The following is a 16,126-nucleotide window of genomic DNA, read 5'->3' on the forward strand; positions in this document are numbered from 1 at the left end:
GAACCAGGCGCGAGGATCAGGTCTGTCTCGCGCATCTGGTCCGAGACATGCGATACGCCTTCGAGGCTGGCGACGCCGTCTTCGCGCCGGGCCTGAAGGGCGGCCTGCTAAGCGCGCTTGCGCCATCGGGCGGCGGCGCGATCGTCTCACCGACGCAACGCTCAAGAGCTACGAGGCCGACCTTGACCGCCGGCTTGACGGCGTCATGGCCCTGGTCCCGAGCCACCCGGCCGGCGGCAAGCTGCAGACGGTCATCAGGAAGACCGGCCGCGAGCTCTCCGTTTTCGTCCGAACCGTGATCTCTCCGCAATCAACGACAGCGCGGAGCGGGCGCTGCGCCCTTGTGCGATCTACCGCAAGATCATCAACCGCTTCCGCAGTGAATGGGGTGCGCATCTACGCAGACAAAGGTCGGTTGTCGTAACCGCGCGTCGAAGATTAATCCGGGCCATCGAGGCCATCCGCCTCACCCCTCGACGAACGGCCGCTGCCGATCAGCACATGATCGCGCCATCGCCGTCCTCTTGCGATCGGCAAAGGCATCACGCAAAGCAGGGCAGTGGAGATACTCCTTGCCGATGTCCGATGCTGCCAGGCCGTCGCGGCGAGCCCAGTTCCGTGCTGGGCAGACGATCCAAGTTCCCGTGTTCTGATCTCCAACCTTGATGCCCTTAGGCGGTGAGTTCAACCCCGCGCGATATGGTGACTGGGAGGAGCGGCTCCCATCCCGGACACAATCGCTGCACCAAGCAGTAAGGATGTAAGGATAGACGAGCGTTACCGCTTCTGATCGCTGTCGGTGCCTCCACGCCTTGAGCGATTCAGGGAGCAATATCTATGTTACGAGGCTTCAGTCGATGGCGGCTGGTCTGCATCAAAGTATGCGGCGTGTCGGCTGAATTGCCGTCGCCAAGACGGAGATCCGCACGCTTTCGGCCTCGGAAAATGGTCTTCGACCCAATGCGCCGGGAAAGCCAGTCCGGCAGCCCACCGCCGCAAAATTGGGCAAAGACGCGATAAGCAGGATCGTGTGGGCGGCATCGGCAGGTCGCTCGGCCATGAGGAAGCTAGTACCAAGGCGGGGTGGGCAGCTGATCCCGCCGCCGCGTTCTTGCCTTCTGGCTGATAGTTGGGTGCGTTGACCAGCGGGCCGCCAATGCTCAGGACAGCCACTTGGCCCGCCGGCTCATGCCGTTCTTCTGATGTTACAATTGGTACTTTCCAAGGTGATGTTAGAGCTTGGAACCGAACGTATCAAATCACGGAAAACCGAACTGATTTGAGGCAAGCGCATAAGTGCGAAAGGGTGCTTCCATACCAGCGTGGGCCTTGCCGCGGCGCATCGCCGTGCCTGTTGAGACCTTCGCAATCCCGATAGAGTTCAGCCATTCTGCGAGCCCGGACTGCTGACGTAGAACCACGCGAATCGAGGCTCCGTTATGCTGTGAAAAAAGGAAGGATAGCAGGCGCCTTGCTTGGTAGGTGTTACATGCGATGACCGGCCCGGCGACTTCGTCACTCCCACACCGTAACATTGCAGCATAGGCTACCACCTTCCCCGCATGCCGGATAACGGCAACCACTCCCTTGTTCCAAAGTATGGATATAAGTGCCCGCCGATCTAGTCCCGTTGCCCTTCCGTCGATTTCGGAATCTGATCTAGATCATCTCGGGTTGCCCATTCGACCGCATCCGGAACATCCAGACATCCAACTACCCCTTGATGAGTAGGTGCAGCTTCCAACTGGTCAAATCCGAGCTTGCGATAGAGCGGCGCCCCATCGGAGGTTGCTATAAGACGGCATTCACGTTTGCCCGCTTTTTCTAGGGCGAGTCTCATGAGTTGACCGCCGATTCCCTGGCGGCGCATCTTCTCGTCGACAACCAGAAGACCGGTAGTCGCGACCTCTCCAAAGAACGTCATACACATCGACCCTACGAGATGATTGTCCATAATAGCCACATAGCCACAGCCCAAGCCCAGAAGCATCGACAAATCACCCATGCGGTGGGCCCACCCGGCCTGAGCCGTGAGCTCCAGCGTCTCGTCGAGATGTTCGGCTCGGAACTCAGCAAACTTGATATCAGTGCTCCGCATAGTCTATGTCCTTTCCATGTTAGTTTTAAGCAGCGCAGCAACGGCATTTCAACGAGACCGCGTGCGTCTAGGGCGGGCGGCGCTCGCCTGTGCCAAGTTCTCGCCCACGCCTGCGTAAACGATCCCATTCTGATCGAGTACCCGACACGCCTGGCGCATATCTTCGAGGCCACAATCAAGGGTGCGGTTGCTCGCGTAGATTGGACCATCGCTTGCAATTCAGGCCAAAGCTGCAGCAGGCTGAGGGAATAGGATGGCCGTACTCAGCCTGCGGATACTTCTGATCCAACAGATCGCCGCAGATTTCGCCGACCAGATGCCGCAGTTCCGCGTTCTCGTGCTCAATGACCTCTGCCAGACGCCTGGGTAGCCGACGGCTTGCGGAGCAACACGGCAGCACTCGACGATAACAAGCCCATTTGCCGCTCGGCTATGGCAGCGCGCAGTCCTGTGAGGCGCACTATCCGAATAGGCGATAATAAAGGCCTGAATTTGCAGAGGAAATTTCGCCAACACAGCTGCCGATCACAGGGATCGGAGCGTCTGTTCAATCCCCTCGAGTAAACGCGCGGCATGTTCGCTCGTGAAGACCAAGGGGGGCCTGATCTTTAATATGTTGGCATCAGCACCCGTTCCGGAAATCAATATTCTGCGGTCCCGCAGATCATTTACGATAGCCAGAGCGCAATCCATGTCAGGCGACTTGGAACAGCGATCTTTCACCAATTCAACTCCAAAATAGAGACCCGTTCCCCTTACATCACCTACAAACTCATATCGTTTCTGAAAACTCCTGAGCCCGTCAAGAATCTGGCCGCCAATCTTGACAGCATTTGTCATTAGGTTCTCTTCGCAGATAGTATCCAACACGGTCCTAGCGGCGGCAATAGCGACACTATTCCCACCAAAAGTATTGAAATAGCGCCCAAACTCGGTGACGAGTTCAGGTCGCAAGACAACCGCCGCAACGGGGTATCCGTTACCCATGGGCTTGCCTAATGTCACGATATCGGGCTGGACTTTATGTCGCATGTGGCCCCAGAGATGAGTGCCCGTCCGGCCAAAGCCGGACTGGACTTCATCGGCAATGAAAAGTCCTCCCGCTTGGCGAACAACAGCAGCTATGGGAGCGAGAACATTCACTGGATCAAAATAAAGACCGTCTGAAGAGAATACCGAGTCAGCGATAAACGCTGCCAATCCACCTCCGTGCCGCTCGATATCAGCGATTTGACGCGCGACATTCTCTGCCATCCTGCGACCAATCTCCGCGGCAGGCATCCGATAGGAGTCGGGAGCAGGCACAAGCCTCAAAAATGGATCTACCGGTGAGTTTTTCCCCAGGGATGGAGAGATCGCCGCGACGGCGCCGCTGTTGCCGTGATATGCTTCAGCAGTGACTATAACGCCTGAATTCCCAGTGAAGGTCCGAGCCACGCGCAAAGCTAGGTCGTTGGCCTCCGATCCTGTGCAAGTGAACATTGCACAACCGTTTTTGCCAAGCTCGCCGTCAAATGTCCCGACCAGCTTTTCTGCAAACTCGATCAACTGATCCTGCATGTAGCGGGTATGCGTGCATAACGTCTCAAGCTGGTTATGAATCGCGGTCACAACTCTCGGATGAGAATGTCCCAGCGAGGCTACATTGTTATAGGCATCCAGATACTCGTTGCCTTGCTTGTCGTAAAGAAACACTCCGTTTGCTCGAGAAATTTCAACGGGAGACCGATACAAGAGTCGATACGCAGGACCGAGAAAGCGTTGCCGTCGCTCGATGTGTGTCAGGTCGGTTTCGCTCAAATGAGACGCGTCCTCCGGATTGAAGCCGTTCACCGTGTCCCCGCGAAAACCCCTAGAGACGCTTCTACGATGCCTAGTCATGTTAGCCCTTATTGGAATAGCAGATCTGAGACCTGGTCGTTTGAAAGAGAATTGAACCAAGCAAGATGCATCCATCCCACTTCCGTGTTGCGAAGCGTATAGCGGCTGTGCTCCGGAAAAAGCTGTGCGCGGCAGCAGGTCAGCAAGCCTCGAGCGGCAAGCCGCCCCATCGACAAAAACGGGATGAGTCGCAACTCTTCCTCGGTTAAGTCAGCTAAGCGCATGTAACCGCGCAGAACGTCGCGGCCCTCATCGAATAGATCACTGCGATCTCGATCGCCGGGGTCCTTAGGCATCTGGTTCAAGAGCGCAGTAGCGACATCCACGGCAATTGCAGTTCTGACAGCGTCGCCAAAGTCGATGATGCCGTTGACGAAATGCGGATTGTTGTGATCAACAATCAGGTTGGACATGTTGAAATCGTTGTGCAGAACTTGCCGGCGGCACCGGTCAAGGCGCGGTTTGATTTCGGCGAAACGTTGAAGCGCAGCGCTGACCCAGTCGCGTCGTTGATAGTCTGGGATGTAATCAATAAGGTCCGAGAAATTAAGTAAATGGGTGACGTCCCAAGCTACAACGCGGCTGTCGGACGGGTGGGAGAAGTTCGCCATTGCGTGCCGAAGCTGGGCGAGAAGCTCACCGATGCGGGCACGCTGCTCGGGTTTTGAAGTCGTCGTGGCGAGCGGAGCTCCCGGGATGAACGAAAATAGGCGTACGACGCGCTGCTCACCCGAACTGGTCCTTACAACTGGTAGTATTTGACCGTGCCGGTCCTGAAACACTCGAGGTACCGGGAGAGAGGGAGCCTCACTCTCGATATGCCGTATCAGCTTTACCTGAAAGTCCAGCTCTTCCGGGCTTTCCGACGGGTGCGCAATCTTCAGTACAAACTGTCCCTTGCCCTCACAGTCCAACAGAAATGTGTCGTCCTTCTCTGATTCAAAGCGCTTCGTCGAACCGCTCTTTCCATAGAGGCTCTCTGCGATGCTCTGTGCTTCATTGTTACTTACGGGATGCCAAGATTTAGAAAGCTCAGAAGATCGGAAAGATGGCGGTCGGCGATTTGTTTGGTGCGGCATAGTTATTCTCATTTATCCCTGCAGCGCTTGCTGTGCACCGCTTCGAAAACGATGCCGGTCGTGGTGAAGGTCCACGCGATCCGATGTCAGGGGATGCACAAAAATCGTGCCAACCTCCCAATAAGCGTCCGCCATCACACCTTATCGGCATGTGATTCAACAACTTAGAAGACGAGCGAGGACACGGGCCGGATCACAAGGTGGCAAGAATTTAACAATGCGATGGGGTACTGTCTGATTTTCGCCAATAGCTGGCCGGCGTTGTCGTGTTGTTTGCAATGGGCCGCGTGAAGCCGACCCCGCGCTTTTCAGGCAGGCAATGGACTGACGGTTTCCCACGCGGCCGTGGCTTGGAGTCCGATCGTTGATGTGCTGCGGAGGCGATTGGTCCGGGATGGGACGAAGAGATTTCGGACGGCGGAGAAGATCGACACGAAATGCTGCAATGAGCCGACGGACCGGAAAACCCCTGTCGCGCTTTTTGGAACGGCAGGCGAGAATTCACCGCCCGGTTGTTCAAGCTTTTATGCCAGCGGTGTTCCACGTTCGGCATGAGCTGGCGTTTGGCCGCCCCGTAGGAGCGCAATTTGTCGGTGATCATACGCGTTCGCTGCTGACCCTGCTTCTTCAGAAGTCGCGTCAGCAGGTGCCTTGGTGTTGCGACGCGTCTGGGCGATCTCGCCGAGCACATATCGTCCTGATCAAGAGCTCTCCACAACCAGGACTTCTGACCGTTTGATGCGCACCAGCTTCATCCAGATGCCACACATCATCTTTCGTCGGCGACTTGCGGCGGTATGCGGTGCGCATAATCAGGGCCGTGCTTTCGGCACCATGGGATGGTCTCGTAGGAAACGACGATCCGCCATCGAGCGGCATTTCCTCGACACCATGCGCAGACTCAGATGACGCGGAAGTAGAGCCAGACAGCACGGGCCACGATTTCGATCGGATATCGGCGGACCTCGTAGATCGGTGCACTCACGGTCATGGACTTCCGCATTGTCCGATCCCCGACGATGTAGGACACAGCGGTGCCAGTGCTTGCGGCATCGCTTTGTTCCCAATCGAATTTCTCCTTGGCACAGAACGTGCGGAGTCATTCGCAAACGCGTCAAGGACAAAGGAGACATCGTCCCATGCTTACGCTTACCGAACATCCCGCCGCCACGGGTCTCCCGGTTGCAGAACGAATGACGCTAAGGGTCAGGCAGCATGAAGACGATTGCTTGCGATCTCCGCTCTGGCGGCGGATATCCGCCGCCCTCTTGCTGCTGTTGCATCAGGTGAGCGAGCATTTGCCCGACGCCACCAGGGTCTTATCCGAATATCTCCTCCGGGGGCAACGGGACATGTGCTTTACATGCTGGATAGCCGGCGACCGGCGGCTCAGCAGCCAGAGCACTATCGCGCGACCGGAGACCTCGACGCAACGCATGAGGTTGAGCACGTTCTTGAGCAGCGCGCCCAGGCTGAGGACCGCGCAGGATACTCCCCGGCGCGCCATAATCATGGCGATGACATCGCTGAAGCGCAGTACAGAATTCCCCGACACCACCCTCGATCACGTTCTTCTCGATGTGGATCACGGTTACCAGGCCGTATGGGACTAGGAAGAATGGCTCCCAAAGGCGAGCCCGGGCCGTTGCATTGGCGGACATGGCGAGTCCGATCCGAAATTCCGGTTTAAGGTCTTTCGCGCGGTCGATGAGTTGGCGGCGACAACAGGCCGGATCATTGAGACCGATGCAAATTTCAATTGGTTCGCGAGGACCTACTGCCAAGCACCACAACGTCGGCCACGGCGGCGCATAAATGCGCTTTTGCGATACGCAAGGAGACAGGTACGTCATGTCAACCAACATTGATCGAAATACTGCTTCAACGGGACGAAGCAACGCCGGTTCGGCCGAACTGTTCAGACGCGGGCAGCGCGTCATAACTGGAGGAAATGCTCGTCTGTCAGTGTTCCAACGTCCTCATCCAATATATATCACGAACGGCACAGGAGTTAATATTGTTGATGCTGATGGAAACACCTATCTAGATTTCCTAAATAACTTTACTGCTCTGATCCACGGCCATAGCTTCCGTCCGGTACTGGACAGGCTGCATCATCAATTAGAACTTGGCATAAGCTTCAGTGGGCCGACGAAGCTCGAGGTTGAATTTGCCGAACTGCTATGTAGAAGAGTCCCCTACTTTGACCAGATCCGTTTCATGAACTCGGGAACTGAAGCGGTCATGTATACTATTAAGGCAGCTCGTGCTTTGACCGGAAAGCTGAAAATTGCCAAGCTCGAAGGTGCCTTTCATGGGGGGTATGATCCGCTTGAGGTTAGCCTCGATTCCGCTCCAGCGAACTGGGGCCCGCGGCTGGCACCGAACGCCGTGCCCTATTGTGCGGGCATCCCTGAATGGCATACCACCGACACGGTAGTCCTGCCATTCAACGAGCTCATAGCAACCCGGGAAATTCTCGAAGGAAACAAAGACAAGCTTGCGGCGGTCATAATAGATGTTCTTCCGCAACGTGCTGGATTGGTGCCCATAGACCGCTCCTATCTTGCCTTTCTGCGCGAGTTCACGGCCCGACACGGCATCGTTCTGATCTCTGACGAGGTGATGAGCTTTCGGCTGTCGTATCGCGGCGCCATAAACCGATTCGGGTTCGAGGCCGACCTGTGTGCCTTTGCCAAGATTATAGGTGGCGGCCTGCCAATTGGCGCGGTCGGAGGCATGCCGCAATTCATGCTTGCCTTTGATCCGACAAATGGCAAGCCTCTGGTCCCTCAATCCGGCACCTTCAGTGCTAATCCAATGTCAATGGCAGCAGGCATTGCCGCATTGGAAGCTCTGTCAGAGCAAAGTTTTCAGCGATTGGATGATTTGGGCGAATATGCCTGTTCTTCGCTGACCGAGATGTTTCGTCAGGAACGCCTACCATACTCCGTGACGGGCATGGGTTCGATGTTTCGGATACACCTGCGGCATGAAGCTCCCAAAGACTACCGTGAGGCCTACGCCGCGCCCGAGCAGCAAGAAAAAATGGGTATGCTCATTCGGGCATTACAGGAAAAAGGTGTGATCGTCTCGCCAACGTGCCAACTCTGCCTATCCACCCCGATGCTTACGGACCATATTGATGAAATGGTGACGTCTGTTCGTGAAGCCGCCCGGATGGTCGAAGCTAGAGAACCTCGGCGGGCGTCGTAAAGTTACAGATCATTGACATCGAGAGGGACGGTCGGCCTTCAGCCGTCATGCCGTCGTAGATGATCTGCGCGGCGTGGTTCTGGATTTCGCCGTGACCACGGGCGAGATCAACGAAGGGCAGATGATCGTCGAGCGGATTGATGCCACGATGGAGGCGACGGGGCTCTCCATCAGCACCGTCACTGCCGATGCCGGCTATGCCTATGCAAAGGCGGCCGTCCCAGTCGATGCCGACCGCGATCAGCACCGCCTGGCTCGTGACGATGCCGGCCTCGCGCACCTTCTCGTAGCAGGCGTCGAGGATAAGATAGGGGAAGGGCTCGTGAAGCGGGCGCTCGCCAAACGCTGTCAGGCTCTCGTCCAGGCGTTTGTTGATGGCCGAGATCGATGATGCCGAGAAGGCATGACCACAAAGCTCTTTGGTGATCGCCCTGACCTTCCTGGTCGACACCCCTTGCACATACATCTTCGCAAGCGTGGCAACCAAGGCCCGCTCGATAATAGCCCGAGCGATAGCCCAGCCGCTCCGGCGTCCGCTCGCCCTTCTAAGCGCCCAGCGCCTCGTCCATCTCGGCCTGCCGAGGCGACCTGGACGCAAACGCTCCCCGACTGGATTGGCTCGCATGTCCGGATGTTTCGGTTTTCCAGGGCGTCCCCAGACTCCCAGACTCACAATTCCCGACAATCTGAAATCGGGCGTCAGTCGCGCCAGTTTCTACGATCCCGAGATCAACCGTGGCTACGGCATGATGGCCTCCTCATTATGGCGTCGGTGTTCTTCCGGCACGGCCCAAACGCCCTCGGGATAAATCCAAAGTCGAAAATGTGAGTGCGTTTTGCCCAACCCTGCATTCTCGGCCGTCTGCGCAACAGCCTTGTTGACCGATGCCGGCTGCGACCGCGCGGGACGAGCCGCTGACTGGAAAACGATCTCTTGGCGAATACTTGTCAACGGTGTACAGGCCTCGCCATGGCTGGGTTACCTTTCTTGAAGTTCGGAACATGACGTTGAAGCAAACAAGGCTTCTCGCTAACGACGTGGCATCAAGGGCCCTCGCTGTTCTGCTCTGCGAGGCGCGGTCGTCGGCCGCTCGATCGTAAGTGTAGTGTGGGGAGAATGGTCGCCGTCGTGCAGTGCGAACAACCGCTCAACCAGTTCTTTGTCCGCGGCGGTGAGGCGGTGATGCATACGAAGATAATCCGTCCATGTCGGCGTCCGGAACGTTTCGGTCCAAAGGGTGGGGGTCTGCAAATTGCGCTGAAGCGTCCAGTTTCGCGCGCCTACCCGGCTTTGCACGCGGCGCCTCTCGCGCATGCAGTCGAGAAAGGCGTCCACATCCTGCTCGGCTATCGCGTAGTCGACTTTGATGACGATGGGTCCGCTTCTGGGCTTTAGCTCGAGCGCAAGGGACGGTGCCCTGAATTCCGAGATCTCCTGATCGGATTCTTCCCATGGCCGTATCGGCAGGACGTTCGCGGCGGCGGCAACAACCAACAGAGCCGCTGCAGCGCCCTCCAAGGCCAGGGTAAGGGAGTGACTTTCGGCAACACTGCCCCAGATCCAGCTGCCCGCGGCCATCCCGCCTTGAGCCAGGGCATAGTAGATTGACAGTGTCCGGCCGACGACCCATCTCGGGCTTTCCAGCTGGATACAGACGTCGGTGCCGGTCCAGGTGAGGAGCCAGCCCGCGCCACCGAGGGCCAGCGCGATAGCGGCAATGGGAAGCGAGGAGGTCAGAGCAAGTGACAGACAACACACGGCGCAGGCGACAGCGGCCAACGCAATAAGCCGGTCCTGAGACACGATGCGTCTCAGGTTGCCACTGCCTAAGCCGGCTGCGAACGCACCCATGCCAAAGGCGGCCAAGAGAATGCCGTAGGTGATGGGGCCTCCTTCCAGGTGATCGCGGACTACGAGAGGCAGCAGGGCGAGGATGGAAATGCTCGCCAGCCCGAACAAAGTTCCGCGCGCGATTGTCGCTCTGATCTCGGAGGACATCGCCGTGAAGCGCACTCCGTCATGAATCGCCGTAATTATTCGCTCGCGCGGGAGCGACGAGGAGGGGACGCGCCATTTGGAGCGGGTTATGGCGGCAATCGGAACCAGATCGCTCACGGCCGCTACAGCGAAAGCGGCAAGAGGTCCGAAGAAAGCGACGACGACGCCGCCGAGGGCGGGGCCGGTGCTGCGCACGATGTTGTATCCGACCGACATCAGCGTGACTGCGGCCGGAATATCGCGCTTTTCCAAGAGATCGCCGACAGACGCATGCCACGCCGGATCATTCAGGGCAAAGCCGCACCCGGCCATAAAACTAAGCCCCAGGATCAGCCATGGGCTCACAAAACCCAGCCCAATAGAAATCGCCAGCGTTGCCGAGGCCAATGCGAGCAGGCAGTGGCCGGCCAGCATCACTCCGCGTCGGCTGTAACTGTCGGCGATCGCGCCCGCGAGTATCGATAGGAAGAACGCGGGCAGTGTGGACGAGGCCTGGACGAGCGCGACCATGAGATCAGAGGGCGAGATCGTGGCCATCAGCCAGCTAATGGCTGTGGTTTGCACCAGCCACCCGAGGCTTGAAATTTGTGTCGCGGTCCAGATCGCACGAAGCGGCGGGTTTCGCAGAGGGGCTAGAGCCCTCGAGCAAGTCCGATGCGAATATTCTTGCTGCATGACGTATTGCAAATCCTGCGGTAGATCACAACTCCGCTAAAATCGTTGATATCGCAATATATTTACGTTAAACATTGTGGAATCGCGACCATAGTGCGATCGCTCTTCTCGCCGAACTTGGTAGCCCCATCCAGTTGGGGACTACTCGAACAACTTCATGATGGACTTGAGTTCAAGCAGTTTCCGCGAAGGGACGGCAATTAAGGTCCGGCTATCGTTTTCGATGCCAGTCTTCATAAGTAAGCTTGTAAAGTACTTGGCGTCTCAAGGGATCATCGGCTTCCTTGAGCGGATGATCGAAGTCGTCCTTTGGATTGTGGGACATGCCAATGCGCTCCATGACCCGGCGAGAGGCAGTGTTTTCGACCGCAGCAATGGCCACGATTTGGTTCAGCTTTGACTTTTCGAAACCGAAGGCGACTACGGCAGCGGCGGCTTCCCTTGCATATCCTTGTCCCCACTGATCTGGAACTACCCTCCAATACATTTCAACCGCCGGTGTAAAATGCGCTTGATAGCTTACATTGACCAGTCCGCAGAAGCCGATGAACCCGGGGGCTTCCCGACGCTCCATAGCAAAAAGGCCATAACCGTATCTTTCGAAGTGCTCACGTTCGGATTTTACCCACGCATCAATCGCGGCCCGATCGACGAATCTTCCGAGGTACTGTCCGGCCTTCGGATCTTGAACGAGTCGAGCAATCAGTTCGACGTCGTCATCTCTCCATTTGCGTAGCAGCAGGCGTTCTGTTCGCAGTTCCATCGATGCTTTCCCTTGCGCTGCAAGCGCCACGCCGTTCCAGTTGAGCAGTTGCGCATCTCGATGACGGCCGCGCGACTTACATCAGAATTCATATTTGCCCGGTAGTTTTGCCGAAACCGTAGAAGTGAGCATTTTAAAATTCATTCCTCTACAGCGCCAAGAAATGCCACAAGGTTGTTGCCAAGTTCTGCGCAGGGATAGCCGCCTTCTTGCAGCATGGCGACGGGCCCGCTGAAGCGGTTGATGGTGCTGGCAGCTTTTCGAAAGCCATCCGTGCTGACGTCAAACACGCTGAGTGGGTCGCCACGATAGGCATCGAGCCCAAGCGCAACAATCAGCACTTCCGGTCCGAAGTCTTCAACTCTTCGCATGCCCACGGCGATTGCATCCATGAACGCGGCATCATCGCTGCCGGGTTTCAACGGAAGATTGAGATTGAAGCCTTCCCCCGCGCCCGAACCAGTTTCGTCTGCATAGCCGCTGAAGAACATGGGAAACCCATCAGGATCGGCATGGACGGATACCGTCAGAACGTCGGGCCGGTCGTAGAAGATTTGCTGGATGCCATTTCCATGATGGATATCGATGTCGATAATTGCGACCCGCCGCGCGCCCGACCCCCTCATTGACTCAGCCAGCACCGCCACATTGTTAAGATAGCAGAATCCCCAGGCCATCTCCGTGCAGGCGTGGTGACCTGGAGGGCGGCAAAGCCCATAGGCACGACGCTCACCCTGCCTAATGAGATCACCGACGTTGAGGGCCACATCGACACTCGATCGAGCCGCTGCCCAGGTCCCGCGGCTGATGGGGCAAGCCGTGTCGGCCTGATGAAAACCGGCGCGCGCAACGATATGGCTGGCATAGTGTGAGGCAAAGCGATTGGGGTGTGTGTTGGGCACGATTTCCGCGCCGGCATTGGGCAGCGCCAGCCATTCCTCGATGCCATTTTCAAGAAAATCGAGGTAGCGCGCAGTGTGAACCCGCGCCAGAGCATGGCCATCCCTATGCTGCGCCTCGAGCGCCTCGTGGCCGGCGGCGGTCGCCGACGAGAGCAACATATCAGCACGCTCCGGGCGCTCGGGGCTTTGGACCAACTTGCCACGATGAATGAACGTTTGCGGATTGTGACTGCGGTGGTTCTCGGAATATACGACCTTCATCTTGCTAGCCTCTTGAACTACACTGTGGCCCCGAGAACCCAAGGAGCAAATTCATCTGCACCAAAATCGAACTGTTCGCTCTTCGTGCGTTCCCCTGAAGCCACGCGCAGGATCAGATCGAAGATTCGCTTGCCGCATTCCTCCACGGTTTCACCCCCGCTGAGAATCTCGCCGCAGTTGACGTCCATGTCGTCCTCCATGCGTTCGTACATGGGCGTGTTCGATGCTAGTTTGATAGACGGCGTCGGCTTGCAGCCAAACACACTGCCCCGTCCGGTGGTAAAGCAGATGAGATTTGCGCCACCCGCCACCTGGCCGGTCGCCGAGACGGGGTCGTAGCCAGGGGTGTCCATGAACACCAGACCTGGGCCCTTGACGTTTTCCCCATATTTCACGACGTCGACCAGGTTTGTTGTGCCACCTTTGGACATCGCTCCGAGTGACTTCTCAACAATAGTACTGATACCACCAGCCATGTTCCCGGGGGAGCGATTGTCGTTCATGACCGCGCCTTCGCGCTTGAAGTAAGCATCCCACCAGTCCATGAGAGCGATCAGCTTCTCACCCACTTCGCGCGACAAGGCCCGGCGCGTAAGCAGATGCTCGGCGCCAAAGGTTTCTGGAGTTTCGGATAGAATTACTGTGCCGCCGTGCCGCACCAGAATGTCACTCGCCGCTCCCAAAGCCGGGTTCGCCGTCACACCCGACAAACCGTCTGATCCACCACATTGGAGTCCCACGATCAGTTCGCTCGCAGGAATAGGCTGCCGGGCGACATGGTTAGATTCCTGGAGCACATTCCGGACAAATTCGACCGCGGCTTCCGTGGTCTTCCGGGCACCGCCCATGGTCTGAATGTCCATGCTGCGAACCCGGCCTGCCAGCCGCTGGTCCTCGAGCAGACCGCCGATCTGATTGACCTCGCAGCCCAGCCCTAGAACGATGACATGACTGAAATTAACGTGCCGAGCATAGCCACCCAACGTGCGGCGCAGCACGTTCAATGGCTCGCCTCCCGTCATGCCGCACCCTGTCTTATGAGTGAGCGCCACTACACCATCCACGTTCGGGAATTCAGCGAGCGGGTCCGCGCCTGTGAATGGATTTCTCTTAAAGACCTCGGCCACGGTGTTTGCAACATGGCTGCTGCAGTTCACGCTGCTAAGCACTCCCACATAGTTTCGGGTCGCGGCTCGCCCATCCGCGCGACGGATCCCCAGGAATGTAGCCGGGGTCCTGACAAAATCAGTCTGGTGAGCCGCAGCGCCGAAGGCGTAATCTTTTTCGAACTCGCCGAGCGCCATATTGTGGAGATGAACATGCAATCCAGGCTCTATGTCCTTCGTCGCATATCCGATGATCTGGCCGTAGCGCAGGACCGGTTCGCCTAACCTGATCATTCTGATCGAGATCTTGTGCCCCGCAGGGATAGCGCTCTTCGAGACAATATCGCCATCCACCATCTGCCCCGGCATCAGTGCACGTCGAGCGATGGCAACATTGTCGCTTGCGTGCAGTACTAGTACCGAACTGAGCTGGGCTTGTTGAACATCGCTTTGCATCGTTGATCCTGCCTGATTGTGAATCGAGATCGCACCAGAGTTTTGACAAGTACCGGCCGGAATATCACCGACCTTTGGCCCAGGAACGGCCCAAAATTCTCACTGCTGCCGTTCAGGCCGCCCGACGACGCTCAGACAGCGAGGCCATCGTCTGCTGGATGACGGACACCACCCGCGCACGCTCTTCTGCGACCAAAGGCAACCGCGGCGCGCGTGTCCATTCGGGCGCCCCGTAAACGAGGTGCTCCGCCAGTTTTATGTACTGCACCAGCTTTACGCTGGTATCCAAGTGGAACGCAGGTGTCATAATGCGGTACAGCTCCCGAGCCTCCGAAAACTTTTCAGCGCTCCCTAGCTCGAATATCCGAACGCATTCCTCGGGCCATGCGTTGGTCATACCGGAAACCCACCCAGTGACGCCTAAGGCGAGGCTCTCGAGTATCAGATCGTCCACGCCGCAAAATACTGCGAAGCGATCGCCGAAGGCATTGTACAGATCCGTCACACGGCGAATGTCCCCAGATTCCTCTTTGATACAAACGATCTGATCGACGTCCTCAAGTGCGCGCAGGATCTCCGGGGCCACATCAACCCCGTAAGCGATTGGATTGTTGTAAATCATAATTGGAAGATCGCAGCCGGCGGCAAGGCTTCTGTACCATGCAACGGTCTCACGAGCGTCTGATTTGTAGGCAATGCTTGGGAACGCCATCAGACCTTCGGCACCAAAGCCCTGGAACTTACGAGCGGTACTTACAGCGGAATCCGAAGATATTTCGGCAAGGCCAGCGAGGAGCGGTACACGCCCTCGGACTACTTCGTTGGCAGCGCGAATGACCTTCTCCTTTTCATCGAGTGCGAGAGACGCGTTCTCTCCTAACATCGGAAGAACGATGAGACCGGACACGCCACTCTGGATAAGTCTCTCTACGCTGCTCTGCGTTGCGGAAAGGTCGAGCTCGCCCTGTCTATTCAACTTCGTTGTCACTGCTGGGAATACGCCTGTCCAAATCGCCATCATTTGACCCCTACATCTGTGCCTCGGCACGAGGGTCTTGGTCACAGTATTCTTTGTGGAACAATGTTCTATTAAGGTGTTGAGGGGCTTCTGTCAATGGCACGCTCAGCCGGTTCCGCCGCAAATGGTACAGCTGAGCGGCATCGGGTAGCTCCGGAAGGACGGAGAGAGCTGATCACGGAAGATCATATGGCAGGAATTCCAACGGCGGGGCTGCTCCGCAATAGATCTCAAGACGACAACTGGCGTAGCCTCTATGGCCCGGCAGTTGAAGAGCCTTGAAAAGTTGCGTGCGGAAGCGATGCTGAAAGCAATGCTGAAGGGAGCTTTGGATCGTTCTGAGGCCCAGGACAAAGAAGCGCTTCGTGTCCTTGGCATCGGCCGGTCGCTGACGGCACAGAACCACCGAACTAATGTCGCGGGCGATCCTGCAGTGGCAGTGGACAACCGCGTCGAATGGCACAACATCGCGTCCCGAAAGCCAGCTCAGAATGCCCTCACGCCTCCTCGACGAATGCCACCTGTTCCGCGGTATGGCTGCGGCACGTCGCATCATCGAAGAAGGGAGCATCGTGGTGGCCCGGAGAGAGACAGGCATCCCCGCTCACACTGACCAGTTGACACGCCATTCTTCGATAAGCAGCTACATTCCCCTCCTGAGTGTCTGGAAAC

General features: G+C 57.2%; 10 protein-coding genes and 3 pseudogenes. 3 read left to right on the top strand and 10 right to left on the bottom strand.

Going from position 1 to position 16,126, the window contains the following annotated elements; genetic code table 11:
• Nucleotides 1-1,621 precede the first annotated feature (1,621 nt).
• The 4 genes from X743_RS1000000170100 to X743_RS1000000172540 form a co-directional block, all read right to left on the bottom strand.
• Nucleotides 1,622-2,098 carry a GNAT family N-acetyltransferase gene (locus tag X743_RS1000000170100; protein WP_023768998.1) on the bottom strand — a complete coding sequence of 159 codons (477 nt, stop codon included), beginning with the start codon at nucleotides 2,096-2,098 and terminating at the stop codon, nucleotides 1,622-1,624.
• A 525-nt stretch (nucleotides 2,099-2,623) separates the two neighbouring features.
• Nucleotides 2,624-3,979, bottom strand: coding sequence for an aspartate aminotransferase family protein (locus X743_RS139930; RefSeq protein WP_031258708.1), 1,356 nt, complete (start codon nucleotides 3,977-3,979; stop codon nucleotides 2,624-2,626).
• Between the two features lie 8 nt (nucleotides 3,980-3,987).
• Nucleotides 3,988-5,058, bottom strand: coding sequence for a phosphotransferase (locus X743_RS139925; protein WP_245264341.1), 1,071 nt, complete (start codon nucleotides 5,056-5,058; stop codon nucleotides 3,988-3,990).
• Nucleotides 5,059-5,269: 211 nt separating this feature from the next.
• Entirely contained in the window at nucleotides 5,270-5,749 is a 480-nt protein-coding gene (locus X743_RS1000000172540) for a hypothetical protein (protein WP_245264342.1), read from the bottom strand.
• A gap of 1,160 nt (nucleotides 5,750-6,909) precedes the next feature.
• Here X743_RS1000000172540 and X743_RS0137435 point away from each other — a divergent pair.
• Together X743_RS0137435 and X743_RS1000000172545 are read left to right on the top strand one after the other, a co-directional pair.
• Complete coding sequence (locus X743_RS0137435) at nucleotides 6,910-8,274, top strand: aspartate aminotransferase family protein (RefSeq protein WP_198028514.1); 1,365 nt, start codon at nucleotides 6,910-6,912, stop codon at nucleotides 8,272-8,274.
• Between the two features lie 34 nt (nucleotides 8,275-8,308).
• Nucleotides 8,309-8,485: pseudogene (locus X743_RS1000000172545) on the top strand (transposase); the annotation flags it as partial.
• Here X743_RS1000000172545 and X743_RS1000000171530 read toward each other — a convergent pair.
• Nucleotides 8,465-8,852 (bottom strand): annotated as a pseudogene (locus tag X743_RS1000000171530) (transposase); the annotation flags it as partial. The pseudogenes X743_RS1000000172545 and X743_RS1000000171530 sit on opposite strands and share 21 nt — an antisense overlap.
• On the opposite strand from X743_RS1000000171530, the pseudogene X743_RS1000000173750 reads away from it, so the two are divergent.
• A pseudogene (locus X743_RS1000000173750) lies at nucleotides 8,852-9,096 on the top strand (IS21 family transposase); the annotation flags it as partial. The pseudogenes X743_RS1000000171530 and X743_RS1000000173750 overlap by 1 nt on opposite strands.
• A 208-nt stretch (nucleotides 9,097-9,304) precedes the next feature.
• Here the strand turns inward: X743_RS1000000173750 and X743_RS139915 are convergent.
• From X743_RS139915 to X743_RS139890, 5 genes are all read right to left on the bottom strand, one after another.
• The gene (locus tag X743_RS139915; protein ID WP_031258713.1) at nucleotides 9,305-10,948 is read right to left on the bottom strand and encodes an MFS transporter; all 1,644 of its coding nucleotides are present in this window, start codon (nucleotides 10,946-10,948) and stop codon (nucleotides 9,305-9,307) included.
• A 211-nt stretch (nucleotides 10,949-11,159) separates the two neighbouring features.
• On the bottom strand, nucleotides 11,160-11,711 hold the full coding sequence (locus X743_RS1000000171540; protein ID WP_084555664.1) for a GNAT family N-acetyltransferase: 552 nt from the start codon (nucleotides 11,709-11,711) through the stop codon (nucleotides 11,160-11,162).
• A 140-nt stretch (nucleotides 11,712-11,851) separates the two neighbouring features.
• The gene (locus X743_RS139900) at nucleotides 11,852-12,874 is read right to left on the bottom strand and encodes a histone deacetylase family protein (protein WP_023769009.1); all 1,023 of its coding nucleotides are present in this window, start codon (nucleotides 12,872-12,874) and stop codon (nucleotides 11,852-11,854) included.
• Between the two features lie 17 nt (nucleotides 12,875-12,891).
• Nucleotides 12,892-14,436 (bottom strand): altronate dehydratase family protein, encoded by a 1,545-nt coding sequence (locus X743_RS139895; RefSeq protein WP_023769010.1) that lies wholly within the window; start codon nucleotides 14,434-14,436, stop codon nucleotides 12,892-12,894.
• 112 nt (nucleotides 14,437-14,548) lie between these two features.
• Nucleotides 14,549-15,454: a dihydrodipicolinate synthase family protein gene (locus X743_RS139890; protein ID WP_023769011.1), complete on the bottom strand. Its 906-nt coding sequence runs from the start codon at nucleotides 15,452-15,454 to the stop codon at nucleotides 14,549-14,551.
• Nucleotides 15,455-16,126: the final 672 nt, after the last annotated feature.

Origin of the sequence: Mesorhizobium sp. LNHC232B00 (assembly GCF_000502435.1) — a bacterium.
Taxonomy (GTDB): Bacteria; Pseudomonadota; Alphaproteobacteria; order Rhizobiales; family Rhizobiaceae; genus Mesorhizobium; species Mesorhizobium opportunistum.

Excerpts from the sequence above, each read along its gene's own strand:
- X743_RS1000000170100 (WP_023768998.1), bottom strand. The coding sequence starts at position 2,098 with ATGCGGAGCACTGATATCAAGTTTGCTGAGTTCCGAGCCGAACATCTC.
- X743_RS139930 (WP_031258708.1), bottom strand. The coding sequence starts at position 3,979 with ATGACTAGGCATCGTAGAAGCGTCTCTAGGGGTTTTCGCGGGGACACG.
- X743_RS139925 (WP_245264341.1), bottom strand. The coding sequence starts at position 5,058 with ATGCCGCACCAAACAAATCGCCGACCGCCATCTTTCCGATCTTCTGAG.
- X743_RS1000000172540 (WP_245264342.1), bottom strand. The coding sequence starts at position 5,749 with ATGTGCTCGGCGAGATCGCCCAGACGCGTCGCAACACCAAGGCACCTG.
- X743_RS0137435 (WP_198028514.1), top strand. The coding sequence starts at position 6,910 with ATGTCAACCAACATTGATCGAAATACTGCTTCAACGGGACGAAGCAAC.
- X743_RS139915 (WP_031258713.1), bottom strand. The coding sequence starts at position 10,948 with ATGCAGCAAGAATATTCGCATCGGACTTGCTCGAGGGCTCTAGCCCCT.
- X743_RS1000000171540 (WP_084555664.1), bottom strand. The coding sequence starts at position 11,711 with ATGGAACTGCGAACAGAACGCCTGCTGCTACGCAAATGGAGAGATGAC.
- X743_RS139900 (WP_023769009.1), bottom strand. The coding sequence starts at position 12,874 with ATGAAGGTCGTATATTCCGAGAACCACCGCAGTCACAATCCGCAAACG.
- X743_RS139895 (WP_023769010.1), bottom strand. The coding sequence starts at position 14,436 with ATGCAAAGCGATGTTCAACAAGCCCAGCTCAGTTCGGTACTAGTACTG.
- X743_RS139890 (WP_023769011.1), bottom strand. The coding sequence starts at position 15,454 with ATGGCGATTTGGACAGGCGTATTCCCAGCAGTGACAACGAAGTTGAAT.